12 protein-coding genes and 1 pseudogene are annotated in these 12,878 nt (G+C 71.9%); 9 read left to right on the top strand and 4 right to left on the bottom strand.

Annotation, left to right across the window (positions count from 1 at the left end; genetic code table 11):
• The 6 genes and pseudogenes from ACWDR0_RS27275 to ACWDR0_RS27300 form a co-directional block, all read left to right on the top strand.
• Positions 1 to 87, top strand: a pseudogene (locus ACWDR0_RS27275) (tryptophan 2,3-dioxygenase); the annotation flags it as partial.
• Positions 80 to 1,360 (top strand): kynureninase, encoded by a 1,281-nt coding sequence (kynU, locus tag ACWDR0_RS27280; protein WP_456354430.1) that lies wholly within the window; start codon positions 80 to 82, stop codon positions 1,358 to 1,360. The pseudogene ACWDR0_RS27275 and the gene kynU, both read left to right, overlap by 8 nt.
• Positions 1,361 to 1,708: 348 nt before the next feature.
• A complete protein-coding gene (locus tag ACWDR0_RS27285) occupies positions 1,709 to 2,632 on the top strand; it encodes an alpha/beta hydrolase family protein (RefSeq protein WP_456354431.1) in 924 nt (307 codons plus the stop codon).
• A 70-nt stretch (positions 2,633 to 2,702) separates the two neighbouring features.
• Positions 2,703 to 3,539: an NmrA family NAD(P)-binding protein gene (locus ACWDR0_RS27290; RefSeq protein WP_456354432.1), complete on the top strand. Its 837-nt coding sequence runs from the start codon at positions 2,703 to 2,705 to the stop codon at positions 3,537 to 3,539.
• Positions 3,540 to 3,717: 178 nt separating this feature from the next.
• Positions 3,718 to 4,176, top strand: a complete 459-nt coding sequence (locus ACWDR0_RS27295) for a pyridoxamine 5'-phosphate oxidase family protein (RefSeq protein ID WP_456354433.1) — start codon at positions 3,718 to 3,720, stop codon at positions 4,174 to 4,176.
• 94 nt (positions 4,177 to 4,270) lie between these two features.
• Positions 4,271 to 4,786 carry a GNAT family N-acetyltransferase gene (locus ACWDR0_RS27300; protein WP_456354434.1) on the top strand — a complete coding sequence of 172 codons (516 nt, stop codon included), beginning with the start codon at positions 4,271 to 4,273 and terminating at the stop codon, positions 4,784 to 4,786.
• Positions 4,787 to 5,004: 218 nt separating this feature from the next.
• Here ACWDR0_RS27300 and ACWDR0_RS27305 read toward each other — a convergent pair whose 3' ends face one another.
• From ACWDR0_RS27305 to ACWDR0_RS27320, 4 genes are all read right to left on the bottom strand, one after another.
• Positions 5,005 to 5,280, bottom strand: coding sequence for a transposase (locus ACWDR0_RS27305; protein ID WP_456354435.1), 276 nt, complete (start codon positions 5,278 to 5,280; stop codon positions 5,005 to 5,007).
• Positions 5,281 to 6,442: 1,162 nt separating this feature from the next.
• Positions 6,443 to 6,766, bottom strand: coding sequence for a hypothetical protein (locus ACWDR0_RS27310; RefSeq protein ID WP_456354436.1), 324 nt, complete (start codon positions 6,764 to 6,766; stop codon positions 6,443 to 6,445).
• Positions 6,767 to 7,463: 697 nt separating this feature from the next.
• Positions 7,464 to 8,789: an AlbA family DNA-binding domain-containing protein gene (locus tag ACWDR0_RS27315; protein WP_456354437.1), complete on the bottom strand. Its 1,326-nt coding sequence runs from the start codon at positions 8,787 to 8,789 to the stop codon at positions 7,464 to 7,466.
• 344 nt (positions 8,790 to 9,133) lie between these two features.
• On the bottom strand, positions 9,134 to 9,625 hold the full coding sequence (locus tag ACWDR0_RS27320; RefSeq protein ID WP_456354438.1) for a GbsR/MarR family transcriptional regulator: 492 nt from the start codon (positions 9,623 to 9,625) through the stop codon (positions 9,134 to 9,136).
• Between the two features lie 117 nt (positions 9,626 to 9,742).
• On the opposite strand from ACWDR0_RS27320, the gene ACWDR0_RS27325 reads away from it, so the two are divergent.
• The 3 genes from ACWDR0_RS27325 to ACWDR0_RS27335 all read left to right on the top strand — a co-directional run bounded on the left by ACWDR0_RS27325 (position 9,743) and on the right by ACWDR0_RS27335 (position 12,751).
• The gene (locus ACWDR0_RS27325; RefSeq protein WP_456354439.1) at positions 9,743 to 10,783 is read left to right on the top strand and encodes an ATP-binding cassette domain-containing protein; all 1,041 of its coding nucleotides are present in this window, start codon (positions 9,743 to 9,745) and stop codon (positions 10,781 to 10,783) included.
• Positions 10,780 to 12,417: an ABC transporter permease gene (locus ACWDR0_RS27330; RefSeq protein ID WP_456354440.1), complete on the top strand. Its 1,638-nt coding sequence runs from the start codon at positions 10,780 to 10,782 to the stop codon at positions 12,415 to 12,417. The genes ACWDR0_RS27325 and ACWDR0_RS27330 overlap by 4 nt, the downstream gene beginning before the upstream one ends.
• Positions 12,418 to 12,508: 91 nt before the next feature.
• On the top strand, positions 12,509 to 12,751 hold the full coding sequence (locus ACWDR0_RS27335) for a hypothetical protein (protein WP_456354441.1): 243 nt from the start codon (positions 12,509 to 12,511) through the stop codon (positions 12,749 to 12,751).
• Positions 12,752 to 12,878: the final 127 nt, after the last annotated feature.

Raw genomic sequence — 12,878 nt, forward strand, 5'->3', positions numbered from 1 at the left:
GGCGGCTCCGCCGGAGTGGCCTGGCTGGAGAAGCGGGCCCGCCGGAACGTCTTCCCCGAGCTGTGGACGGCGCGCAGCCATGTCTGAGATCTCCGCGACAGGGACCGGGACCCCCGAAGCGACGGATCTGCGCGCCCGGGCGGGCGCGCTCGACGCGGCCGACGAGCTGCGTCCCGTACGCGACCGCTTCGCCCTCCCCGAGGGCGTCGTCTATCTCGACGGCAACTCCCTGGGCGCCCTTCCCGCGCACGTCCCCGGCCGGATCGCCGATGTCGTGGCCCGGCAGTGGGGCGAGCTGGGGATCCGGTCGTGGACCGAGAGCGGCTGGTGGCAGGCCCCGGAACGGATCGGGGACCGGATCGCGCCGCTGCTCGGGGCCGCGCCGGGACAGGTTGTCGTCGGCGACTCGACGAGCGTCAACGTCTTCAAGGCCGTGGTCGGCGCGGTCCGGGCGGCGGGCGACGGGCGTACGGAACTCCTCGTGGACGCCACGACCTTCCCCACCGACGGCTATGTCGCCGCGTCCGCGGCGCGGCTGACGGGCTGCACCCCGGTACCGGTCGACCCGGCCGACCGGGAGGGTTTCCACGCCGCGCTCGGGCCGCGGACCGCGGCCGTACTCCTCAACCATGTGGACTACCGCTCGGGCAGGCTGCACGATCTGCCCGCCCTCACGGCGGCGGCCCGAGAGGCGGGCGCGCTCACGGTGTGGGACCTGTGCCACAGCGCGGGCGCGCTGCCGGTGGATCTCGACGCGCACGGTGTCGACCTGGCCGTCGGGTGCACGTACAAGTATCTGAACGGCGGCCCCGGCGCCCCCGCCTTCCTGTATGTCGCCGAGCACCGGCAGGCGGCCTTCGACTCGCCGCTGCCGGGGTGGAACTCGCATGCGGAACCGTTTGCGATGGACCCGGAGTACACCCCCGTGTCCGGGATCCGGCGCGGCCGGGTCGGCACCCCCGACATCCTGTCGATGCTGGCGCTGGAGGCGGCGCTGGAGGTGTGGGACGGGGTCGGTGTCGCTGCCGTACGGGCGAAGAGCCTGGCGCTGACCGACTTCTTCCTGGAGTGCGTGACGGCGTACGCGGGCCTGGACGGCCGCCCGCTGCGGCTGCTGACCCCGGAACGGCACGAGGAGCGCGGCAGCCAGATCGCGCTGGAGTGCGCCGGGTCGGCCGGGGCCGTGATGGAGAAGCTGATCGCGCGCGGTGTGGTGGGGGACCTGCGCAGACCGGATGTGCTGCGGTTCGGTTTCACCCCGCTGTACACGAGCTTCGCCGAGGTGGAGCGGGCGGCGGCGGTCCTGGCGGAGGTGCTGGCGGAGGTTCCGGCGGAAGAGGGGGGCGGGGGCACGGCCTGAAGGCGGGGGCCGGGCCGGGACAGCGGTGCGGTGCGGTGGGCCCGGGACAGCGGTGCGGCGGGGCTGCCGGGAGCCTCGCCGTCCGCCGGGGCCGGACCGCCGGGGCCGCCGGGCCCTTGCCGTCCGCCGGACTCGCCCGGGGCGGCCCGGCGGCCCGGTGGCCGGTGGGCCGGGCCGCCCTCCCCTTCGCCCTGTTTCGCCCTGTTCGCCGGCGGGAACACCGGCTCCGTCCGCGCCGCCCGCTCCGTGACATCGGTGAATCGGCGGGGCCGGTGTCCTGGTACCGTCCCCGCTGATCACGTTGTTGCCGCGGGCAATTCCGCGCTTCCTTCGAAGGGTTGGAACCGCATGGCGGACCCCAGCGCGCCAGATCCGCAGCCGGACGCGGCGGCCGTCGCCCGGGACGCGTCCGAGGAGGAGTCCGCGTTCGCGCATCCGCCCGTGGAGCCCGACGCGACGGAGGCGTACGGCGACCACCCGGACCAGATCGTCGACTTCTACGCGCCGCGCGGCCCGGACCGGGGCGGCGTGCCCCTGGTGGTGGTCTTCCACGGCGGTGCCTGGCGGGCTCCGTACGACCGCCGGCACATCAGCCCCTTCGCGGACTTCCTCGCCCGGCGCGGCTTTGCGGTGGCGAGCGTCGAGTACCGCCGGGGCCGGGACATCCCGCAGCCGCGTGCCGCCGCGGCGGGGGAGCCGCCCGCGCCCGTGGCGGGGCGCTGGCCGGAGACCTTCGACGACGTCGCCGCGGCGATGGACGCCCTGCCGGCCGCGGTGAACCGGGCGCTGCCCGGCGCCGACCTCCGGCGTACGGTCCTCACCGGCCACTCCGCGGGCGGCCATCTCGCGCTCTGGGCGGCGGCGCGCCATGTGCTGCCGCGGGGGTCCGCCTGGCGCACCGAAGCCCCCGCGCAGCTGCGCGGAGTGGTGGCCCTGGCCCCCATCGCGGACTTCGCCCGGGCGGCGGAACTCGGTGTCTGCGGCGGAGCGGTACGCCAGCTCCTGGGCGGGGAGGCGGAGTTCGCGGCGCGCTGCGCGGAGGTCGATCCGGCGCTGCTGCTGCCCACCGGCATCGCCACGGTCGTCGTGCAGGGGCAGCAGGACATCGTTGTACCACCGTCGGTGGCCGAGGCGTATGCGGAAGCGGCGGCAAAGGCCGGTGAGGCGGTGGGGACGACCCTGCTGCCGGAGGTCGGCCACTTCCCGCTGATCGACCCCGGGGCGGATGCCTGCGCGGTGGTGGCGGAGGAGATCGCCCAGTTGGCCTGGTGAACCCGGGCGGTCCGTACCGCCCCGGAATCGAGGACCGCACCTGTCCGCAAGTCTCCGTACCTTCAAGCACATGACGAACCTCGTAGCAGGAGCAACCGGAACCGTCGGCCGCCAGCTTGTGGCCGAACTGCTCGACCGCGGCCAGGCGGTCCGCGCACTGACCCGTGATCTCACCAAGGCGGACTTCCCGGCGGGTGTCGAGGTCTTCGAAGGCGATCTGACGGACCCCGAGTCCCTGGTGGCGGCGCTCAAGGGCGTGACCGGCCTCCACCTGATCACTTTCGGCGGCCCGTACCTCACCCCCCTGGAGACGGGTCCCCGCATCCTCGAACTGGCCCGGGAGGCGGGGGTCCGGCGGATGACCGTCCTCAACGGCGGCGGGGACACCCCGCTGGAGACCGCGGTCCGCGAGTCCGGCTTCGACTGGACCGTCGTGATGCCGGTCGAGTTCATGGCGAACGCCCTGTCCTGGGCGGACGGGATCCGCGAACGGGACGAGGTGCGAGAGCCCTTCGTGGACCGGCTGAGCGCGATGGTCCACGAGGGCGATATCGGGGCGGTGGCGGCGGTGGCGCTCTCGGAGGAGGGCCACGCGGGACGGACGTACCTGCTCAGCGGCCCGGAGGTACTGACGGTCAAGGACAAGACCGAGATCCTGGCCCGGGCCCGCGGCCGGTCCATTGCCCTGGTGGAGCTGAGCCGGGACGAGGCGGTCGCGCAGTGGCGCGCGGCCGGGCAGCCGGAGGACGTCGTCGAGTTCCTGCTGGAGGTGTACGGGAACACCCCGGAGGTCGGCCGTACGGTCAACGACACCGTGGAACGGGTCACCGGCCGCCCGGCCCGCACGTTCGAGCAGTGGGCGGCGGCGCACGCGCAGGCGTTCACGGCGGCGGGCACCGAAGGCTGACGGCCGGGCACAGGGCGGCCGACGACCCGGAGCGGTGAGGCGATCCCCTCACCGCTCCGGACGACTCCCTCCTCGCCGCCCCGCCCTTCCTCACCCCTCCCCACCCTCCCCCGCCCCGGCGCGGGGATATCCCCGTGATGACTGGCCCGCCGTGCCCCCGCCGCCGATACTCGGCCGCATGTCCCAAGGACCCGCCCCCCGAGCCCTGTCCGACGCCGCCCTCTCCCGACTGCTGGGCGAGGGCCGGTTCGGCACGTTCGCGACCGTCAAGCGCAGTGGTCATCCGCATCTGGCGACCCTGCTGTACCACTGGGACCCGGAGACCAGGACCGTACGGTTCTCCACCCTCGCGGACCGGCTCAAAGCGGTTCATGTACGGAACGACTCCCGGGCCTCGGTCCATGTCCAGGGCCCGGACGTCTGGTCCTTCGCGGTGGCCGAGGGCGAGGCCGAGGTGTCCGCGCCGACGACCGTCCCCGGGGACGCAGTCGGCCGCGAACTGCTGTCGATGCTCCCGGCGGAGGCCCACCCGCTGGACGAGGCCGCCTTCTTCGCCGGGCAGGTGGCCGAGGGCCGGGTGGTGATCAGGCTGAAGGTGACCAGGCTGTACGGCACGGCGCTCGACGTCTCGGGATAGCTCGCCCCGCTCGCCGCCCGCACCCGAGCCCGGGTCGTCCCCGTTCTGTGGAAACCCCTGGCCGGAGGCAGGTCGGCCGTGTTCTCATCCCCGGATGCCCCAGACGGTGATCCGCCCCCGGACCGACGACGACCTCCCGGCCTGTGTACGGGCCCTGGCGGAGGTCCACCGGCACGACGGCTACCCCGTGAACTGGCCCGCCGACCCGGCCCGCTGGCTCTCGCCCCCGTCACTGACCGCCGCCCGGGTCGCGGTCCGGGCCGGTACGCCCGTCGCCCACATCACCCTCTGCCCACCCGGCCCCGGCGACCTCGCCCCCGCCCTCTGGGCCGCGGCCACCGGAACACCCCCGGACCGTACGGCGGTCGTGAGCCGCCTCTTCACCGCCCCGCGGTCCCGGGGCCTCGGCCTCGCCGCCCGCCTGCTCACCGAGGCGACGGCCCTGTCCCGCACCCTCGGCCGCCACCCGGTCCTCGACGTGGTCTCCACGGACCGCACGGCCGCGGCCCTCTACGAACGCCTGGGCTGGCACCGCCTGGCAGCCACGGAACAGTCCTGGTCACCGGGGCGGACGGTGACGGTCGTCTCGTACGCGGCGCCCCGGCCCTAGGCCGTTTTTAGGGAGCATCTCGCGGCCCAGATGTGGATGGCCGCGAGGTGCAGGGCCGTGCGGTAAACCGTTGCCGTCTTGTTGTAGCGGGTCTTCGTGGTCAGTCCGCCGCGGGACATTCCGAGGGCATGGTCGTCCGGCTCGCCTGCCGGGGCCCCTTTGACGGGCCCGGCGGCGTGCTGGTGTGCACGGACGACCGTGGAGTTGACCGCGACGACTCACTCCAGGTCGCCCTCGGCGTCGGCCCGGGCGAGCAGGGCGGCGAAGACGCGGTCCCCGGTGCCGTCGATCGCCCACGTCCGCAGCCTGCTGTAGGCGCCTTTCCAGGAGCCGAACCGCTCGGGCAGGTCCATCCACGGCGTCCCGGTGCGGTACTTGAATGCAATCGCGTCGATCACCTGCCGGCGATCACGCCACCGCCCGCCCGTCGAGGTGTCCGGTCCGGCAGCAACGGCTCGATTCGCGCCCACTGCGCGCCAGTCAACGACACACATCAACCAACGATCATCCGAGAGAAACGGCCTAGCCGAGTTGGGCGCGCAGTAGACGTAGGCGTGTTGGCCATGCGTGCTCTCGGCCGCGCGGCCTGCTGCCGACGCTCTCGGGGCCGGTTCCAGCGCGGGCAGTACCCAGGGTTTCTAGGCACTGACGAGACGGCTGGCAAGGGGCGCGACAGGCTTGGCACCCGCCTCAGGCGTGAGCGCCTGTGACCGCTTGGCAAAGTCGGAGCACGCCGCGGTTCAGAGGGGGCGGCTCCACGAGCGGAGCCACGCACGCGCTGGCTACCCCTCTTGCTGAGCAGCGCATCGGGCACGGCAAGGTCCGGCCACGCCGAACCGCCGGGACGCACAGTCCGTCGCAGATCCCGTGCAGGAATGACTGTGTGCAAATCCCGCAACGCACGCATCCTGCTGTTGCCGTCCACCACCCAAAAGCCGGTCCTCTCCATGCCCCCGGCAGCCTTGGCACCGACCCCCTGCGTCCCCAGGCCCTTCGGCCGACCCTGCGAAGGCATCCACTCGGACAGCTTCCATCGGAAGTACTCGCTGTACTCGCTGCTTTCCGGCCTGACCCGCTTGATGTCCTGGACATCAGGGAACGCCGCGTCAGTCTCTGTGTAGTCGAGGAAGCGGTAGGCCATGCGCCGCCCTTTGCGCGGGCGCACCACCCTGAACCATGGATTGGACAGCGCTGTGGGAGTCACTGCGCGCTTGGCGGGCCGCTCAGCCCGCGCACTGCGGTAGGCAGCCTGCTTACACGCGTCGCTGCAGTACTTACGCGTACGCCCGCGGGCCTTTTGCACGAAGGGCGGCGCGGTACAGCCCACACGCTGGCACCGATGAACAGGTACCTCTTTAACACCCTCCCAGACCAGAGCCGAGTGCTGTGGACCCGTCCGGCTCAACAGTTCCTCACGCAGCTGGGGCCCGAACTCCGAGTCCCGCAGTCTGATCAGTAGGCGTTTGATCAGCTCGTGCAAGTCCTCTACCGTCCAACCGAACTGTCGGGCCATCTGGCCGAGTGGAGCCCCGTGCAGATAGTCGAGCAGGAGCCGCCGTTCAGATTCCCGCAACACCTTGCGCAGGGCACGCCCGAGGACGTCATCGCCGATCCGGCGGCTGACGGGATCCTTGTCCGGCCAGTACTGTTCCCGCCTCACTGCGCTCCTCCCCCGCCCGGCTCCGCAACTGCCGTACTGTCCGGCGGCGTCGCACCGCCAGAGAGGGCAGGATCGGCCGCCGGCCCTTGCGGGCTTGCCCCCGGTCCCGCACTGAGGTCAGCCTGCCCGACCCCTGCCCGCAGCGACTTGAAGAGCCCCAGAAGCGTCTGCCCGCTGCTGTCCAGCATGACCGGCAGATCTTCGAGCCGCGCACGGCGGATAGCCAACGCAGCCAGAACGACGTGGGCGACAAGCGCGGCCAGACAGACCAGTGCGAGCAACCCCACCACCGCCACAACTGCCCACGGGACGTCAGACATCAGCTTCGCTCCTTCGAGACCGGAAACGCCGATGGCCCCGACGCGTCTTCGCGTCGGGGCCATCGGCGTGAGGCATGAAAAAACCCCGCCGAAGAAGGCGGGGCCGTCTGGTGCAGGCACATGTGTGCCACCACCAAGGCGAGCATAGCCAGGTACAGCCCAAGCAAGACCGATTCCCGGTATCGAAAGCACGTTTCCGCAGTTCAGAGGCGAGAACAGCAGGGAGGCTCTCCAGCAGTACAAGAGAGTATTTCGTAACAACGCCTACCGGCGCGGGCTGCGGGACCTTCACTCCGTCCTGCCTGGCATCTCGGCGACACCCGACTAAGCGGCCCGGCGTATACCCGTGATGAGAGAAAGTGACCAGCGCTCAGAGGGAGATGGCTGCAACTGATCAACAACCTTGATGCCTGACAAGCTCTCAGCTCGGACTGGCACCGCAACCAACACCTCAGCCACCCCGCGATCACCTCCCGCCGCCTGCCCCCCGAACATAGCCAGACGTGCGAACTGATCAGCCCAGTTCAGTCATCCGTGAACCGATCACACAAACCGATCCTGGACATCGCCGCCCTCGCGAAGTTCGGCGTCGACCGGGCGTGACACGCCACCGCGCCCGTCGTTGAGCCGGAAGGTCAGCGAAGAGCGTGAGGGCCCCGAGCTTGTCTCGGGGCCCTCACGCTTGTCGGGCTGGCTCTTACATTCCCTGGGGGTCCCAACCTGTGAGTGCTTGGCGGTAGCCGGTGAGCCGGTCCAGCCGAATGTTCCCGTCGGGTGTCAGTACGTAGGGCTGGTGGGTTCCCATGTCGGCCAAGAGGTCGGCGACGAGGCTGTAAGCCGCGCTGACTGCCTCATGCTTGTCCGCAACGAGTGCCGCCAGATTCGCCGTGGTTTGCGCGGGTGTCCTGGTGATGGGTACAGCGGGGCCGTGCTGGAAGGCGCTCTCTGAAACGACCACGCGTACGGGTGCGAGGTCGCCGTCGATGCGGTGGAGAGCCGCGGAGAGCATGAGGTCGCCTGCCGCGCCCGTCTCGGCCGCCCAGGCCGCCGCCACCTGGACCTGGGCCACGAGCTCCAGCTCAAGTCCGCGCTGGTACAGCCGGAGGAGGGCGTCATTGTCGACCGGGTCCGCCTTTACGTTCAGCGGCAGCGCGCCGTAGCTGGAACCGTCCTGGTGTAGCTGGCCGGTGGGGATTCCCTCGAAGCGGACCTGGCGGCGGCCGACCAGCGCCGGTTGATTCGGCTTCATGTTGCTGGTCACCGCCCGGTAGGCGAGCGTGGCGCAGCGGTCGAGAGCCGCGTTGCGCTCCTCCTGAGTGGTGAGGGGGTAGTCGCCTCGGACGGCGGGGACGGCGGTAACACTGACCCAGATCGGGTACCAAGCGGCACGGTTGCCGCCTGCGGGTACCTCCGTCATCACATACCTTGTCAGGTAGTCAAGCCCCGCGGTGGACACGCCCTGCACCCGGTCGACGTCCACGGCCGCGGCGTGGAAGCGGTCGCGGTAGCGCTGGGCGATCTCGGATTCGGCGAGAGTGCGCGTAGTGGTGCCGTGCCGGACATGCACGCGGAAGTTGTAGTCGTTGCCGGGCGCCGCAACGGCGTGGGGCATCTGGGTGCTCAGCGGCACCGTGATCACCCAGTAGATCTTGCCTTCGTCGGCGGCCTTCAGGGGGCCCACGCTCACATTCGGGACGACGGGCTGGATCCAGTTGGCGAGGACCGAACGGATCCACTCCTCACCACGGCCGGGAGTCGGCTCGAAGGGAGCCAGAGCGTGGGCGTGGTCCTGCTTGCCGTCGTCGACCCCGATGACGAGCAGACCGCCGACCGTGTTGGCCATGGCCGCCACGTCCTTGGCCAGTTCCTTCTTGCCCGCGTCGCTGCCCGGGTAGAAGTCCTTCTTCCAGTCAAGATCGGCGCCCTCGGGTATCCGGTTGTCGACCGCGCGCTGCAGATCGGCCTCGGCGAGGTCGTCAGGGTGCCGTCCCAGGGCGGCGGTGAGCCGTGCGGGCAGAGCCATCGGTTCTCCAGTTCACCAGGTGCAATACCGGCGTACGCCAGCTCGACCACGCTAAACGGGCACACCTGACTATCACCATGCATTCCCGCAAAGCGCCATGGCGTGGGCGTCCGCGGTGCTGTGGTCGATCTCCGGCAGCACAGGCACCCGCGCCGCTGGCGCACCCACCCCGGGCAGCAGCGGAGCAACCAGCTTCCACTGCGCATTGGTCAGTTCATGCCGATGCACCCATGTCAGGCTCCTGCCCGGAACAACAGCAGAGCCACCCTTCGGACAAGAGCCATCAGACACGCCCTAGGCGGGGATGCGGCCCCGCCCCCGCCCCCCCGGGACCGCCCCCGCCGTCAGTTGTCGAAGTGTTCCGCGCGGTGGGCGCGCCAGCGTTCCAGGAGTAGGGGGAGTTCCGCGCCGACGAATTCGAAGAAGGCGAGGGTTTCGGCGAGGCGGGCGGCCGCCGGGGCGTCCGGGGGGAGGGAGGTGAGGCCCTGGCGGAGGGTGTTCTCCCAGCGGAGGAGGATCTGTTCGCGGCTGCCCAGTGCCTCGTACCACTGGTTCGAGTGGATGCGGTAGTGCTCCCGGCGCGAGCCCGGCTCGCGTTCGCGGGAGACCATGCCGACGGTGGAGAGATAGCGGACCGCGCTGGAGACGGCGGCCGGGCTGACCTTCAGCCGTTCGCCGAGTTCCGCGGCCGTCAGGGAGCCCTTGTCGGAGACGAGGAGCGCCGCGAAGATCCGGGCCGGCATCCGGGCCATGCCCGCTTCCACCAGCTGGGCGGCGAAGCGTTCGACGAATGCCGCGACCGCGGTGTCGCCGTTCTGCTGCTGCTCGGTCGTCATGGCTGAATCCTCACGATTCGATCATCCCGTGTCATCGCCGTCGGCGGCACGCGGCCCCTCGATTTTATACGCTTCATTAACTTCACAAATTTCTGAAGGAAGCGTATGTTCGGAATCATGACGAAGGCCATCACGGTTTCCGGACTGCGCAAGTCCTTCGGCCGGACCCGGGCGCTCGACGGTCTCGACCTGGAGGTCGGGGCCGGGGAGGTCCATGGCTTCCTGGGGCCCAACGGCTCGGGGAAGTCGACCGCGATCCGGGTGCTGCTCGGGATGCTGCGCGCCGATGCGGGCAGGGTGGAGCTGCTCGGCCGGGATCCCTGGCGGGACGCGGTCGAACTGCACCGGCGGCTCGCCTATGTCCCCGGGGACGTCACGCTGTGGCGCAATCTCTCCGGCGGCGAGGTGATCGACCTGTACGGACGGCTCCGCGGGGGTCTCGACCGGACCCGGCGGGCCGAGCTGATCGAACGGTTCGAGCTCGACCCCACGAAGAAGGGGCGGACCTACTCCAAGGGGAACCGGCAGAAGGTCGCCCTGGTCGCGGCCTTCGCGTCCGACGTGGACGTTCTCGTCCTCGACGAGCCGACCTCGGGTCTCGACCCGCTGATGGAGGGGGTTTTCCAGGAGTGTGTCATCCAGGAACGCGACCGGGGCCGGACGGTCCTGCTGTCGTCGCACATCCTCTCCGAGGTGGAGACCCTCTGCGACCGGGTCAGTATCGTGCGCCGTGGCCGGACGGTGGAGACGGGTTCGCTCGCCGGCCTCCGGCATCTGACGCGTACCAGCGTCTCCGCCGAACTCGCCGGCCCGCCGGACGGGCTGACGCGGCTGCCCGGTGTGCACGATCTCGACGTCCGGGGCACCCGGGTCCGGCTCCAGGTCGACACGGACCGGCTGGACACGGTTCTCAGGGTGCTCCTGGATTCCGGCGTACGGTCGCTGACCAGCACCCCGCCGACGCTGGAGGAGCTGTTCCTGCGGCACTACGGAGGGGCGGGGGCGGCGCCTCCGGAGGGCGAGGGGCCGGTGGTCCCGGAGGGCGGGGACCCGGTGGTCCCGGCGGCTCCGGTGGTCCCGGCACCCGGAGCGGCAGCGCCCCGGGCTCCCGGGCCGGGGCCCGCGGGTGCGGCGCCGGGGCGGGAGAGCGGGCGGTGAGCGGCGTGGTGTCCCTGCCCGCGACGGCTCCCCGCGCCCGCCGCGCCCTCGCCTTCGCCGGGACCGGCACCCTCCTCCGGCTCGCCCTGCGCCGGGACCGGATCGCGCTCCCGGCCTGGGTGCTCGCGCTCTCCCTGGTCCTGGTCAGCGGCGCCGGTACCGTCGAGAGCCTCTACGGAACCGCCGCCGAACGCGCCGAACTGGCCCGCTCCCTGGCCGTCAACGGTTCACTGCGCGCCTTCTACGGGCCCGTCCACGGCGATTCCCTCGGCGGACTGGTGGCCTGGCGGTTCGGCGGCACCGTCACCGTGCTGGCCGCCCTGATGAGCCTGCTCCTCGTCGTACGGCACACCCGCGAGGAGGAGGAGACGGGCCGTCAGGAAATGATCGCCTCCGGCGCCGTCGGCCGCAGGGCCGCGCTCACCGCCGCCCTGCTCACCGCCCTCGCCGCCAATGCGGGCATCGCCCTCCTGGTCACCGCCGGACTCTCGGGGCCCACCGGGGACACCGCCGGATCCCTCGCGCTCGGCCTGGCCGCCGGCGGGACCGGGATGCTCTTCGCCGCGCTCGCCGCCGTCGCCGCCCAGCTGGCCGGGAGCGCCCGGCTCGCCCGGGGCCTGACCGGCGCCGCGCTCGGGCTCGCCTTCGCGCTCCGCGCGGCGGGCGACGCGGGTGACACGGGCGGCGGCAGTGCCGGAGGCTCCGTCCTGACCTGGCTCTCCCCGCTCGGCTGGGCCGGGAACCTCCGCCCGTTCGCCGCCGAACGCTGGTGGGTCCTGGCGCTGATCGCCGCCGCCGTACTGTTCCAGACCGCCGTCGCCTACGCCCTCGCGGACCGCCGGGACCTCGGACTGAGCTTCCTGCCCGCCCGGCCCGGCCCCGCCGAGGGCGGCCTCACCGGCGCCGGGGCGCTGGCCCGGCGGCTCCAGCGCGCCTCCCTGCTGGGCTGGACCGCCGGTTTCCTGCTCGCCGGGATCGTCTTCGGCTCGATGGCGGGCGGCGTCGCCGACCTGGTCGGCGAGAACGAGGGCACCCGCGAGATCTTCGAGCGGCTCGGCGGGCAGACCGCCCTGACCGGCGCCTTCCTGGCCGCGATGGCCGGACTCTTCGGCCTGGTCGCGGCGGTGTTCACGGTCGGATCGGTGCTGCGGCTGCACGGCGAGGAGGCCGGCCGGCGGGCCGAGCCCGTACTCGCCGGTGCCGTCGGCCGGACCACCTGGGCCGCCGGACATCTGGTGATCGCCTTCGGCGGCGCCGCGGTCGTCATGGCCGCCGCCGGAACCGGCCTCGCCATCGGCCACGGCGAGGACGCCGGATCCGTGATCGGGGCGGCCCTCGTCCTGCTCCCGGCGGTCTGGACCCTCGGCGGGCTCGCCGTCCTGGTCTACGGCCTCTTCCCCCGGTACACGGCGGCCGCCTGGTCCGTCACCGGCCTCTGCCTCGCCGTCGGCTGGCTCGGCCCGGCGCTGGACCTGCCCGGTGCCGTACTGGAGCTGTCCCCGTACGCCCATCTCCCGAAAATGCCGGGCGCCGCGATGGACTGGCCCCCGTTCCTGATCCTGACGGCGCTCGCCGCGGCCCTGGTGACCGCGGGCCTGACCGCGCTGCGCCGCCGCGACCTGCTGACGGAGTGAGGGGGCGGAGTGAAGGGGGGGGGGCGGGGCAAGGGGAGTGACGCGGCGAAATGAGGGGGCACATCCGTGCATACGTCAGCATGCTTGAGGTATGTCCTCCACGACGCGCATCACCGTCACGCTGCCCAGCGACCAGGTGGCGGAGTTCCGCAAGCTCACGGACAACGTCTCCGGCCGGATAGCCGAGGCGGTGGCCCGCCGGATCCGCCATCGGCTTCTGGGCGACGGCCTCCGGCGCCACCAGGAGGAACACGGGAGCTTCAGCGCCCAGGAACTCGCGGAAGCCCGCGCCAGGATCCTCGGTACGGCGTCCGATGGCGCGGACATGGCGTGAACGAGCGCCGCGTGAACGAGCGCGCCGAGACGGTTGTCCCGGACTCCGACGGGCTCTCGGCCCGGGCGGCGCAGGACCGGAAGTGCCTGGCGTCCGGGTCGTTCCGCTCCGAGCCCCCCGGCGGCCG

The sequence above is a fragment of the Streptomyces sp. NPDC003691 genome, from assembly GCF_053981115.1.

Coding starts and splice junctions, on each gene's coding strand:
- ACWDR0_RS27315 (WP_456354437.1), bottom strand. CDS start 8,789: ATGGCTCTGCCCGCACGGCTCACCGCCGCCCTGGGACGGCACCCTGAC.
- ACWDR0_RS27300 (WP_456354434.1), top strand. CDS start 4,271: ATGCCCCAGACGGTGATCCGCCCCCGGACCGACGACGACCTCCCGGCC.
- ACWDR0_RS27285 (WP_456354431.1), top strand. CDS start 1,709: ATGGCGGACCCCAGCGCGCCAGATCCGCAGCCGGACGCGGCGGCCGTC.
- ACWDR0_RS27320 (WP_456354438.1), bottom strand. CDS start 9,625: ATGACGACCGAGCAGCAGCAGAACGGCGACACCGCGGTCGCGGCATTC.
- ACWDR0_RS27295 (WP_456354433.1), top strand. CDS start 3,718: ATGTCCCAAGGACCCGCCCCCCGAGCCCTGTCCGACGCCGCCCTCTCC.
- ACWDR0_RS27335 (WP_456354441.1), top strand. CDS start 12,509: ATGTCCTCCACGACGCGCATCACCGTCACGCTGCCCAGCGACCAGGTG.
- ACWDR0_RS27325 (WP_456354439.1), top strand. CDS start 9,743: ATGACGAAGGCCATCACGGTTTCCGGACTGCGCAAGTCCTTCGGCCGG.
- ACWDR0_RS27305 (WP_456354435.1), bottom strand. CDS start 5,280: ATGTGTGTCGTTGACTGGCGCGCAGTGGGCGCGAATCGAGCCGTTGCT.
- ACWDR0_RS27310 (WP_456354436.1), bottom strand. CDS start 6,766: ATGTCTGACGTCCCGTGGGCAGTTGTGGCGGTGGTGGGGTTGCTCGCA.
- kynU (WP_456354430.1), top strand. CDS start 80: ATGTCTGAGATCTCCGCGACAGGGACCGGGACCCCCGAAGCGACGGAT.
- ACWDR0_RS27290 (WP_456354432.1), top strand. CDS start 2,703: ATGACGAACCTCGTAGCAGGAGCAACCGGAACCGTCGGCCGCCAGCTT.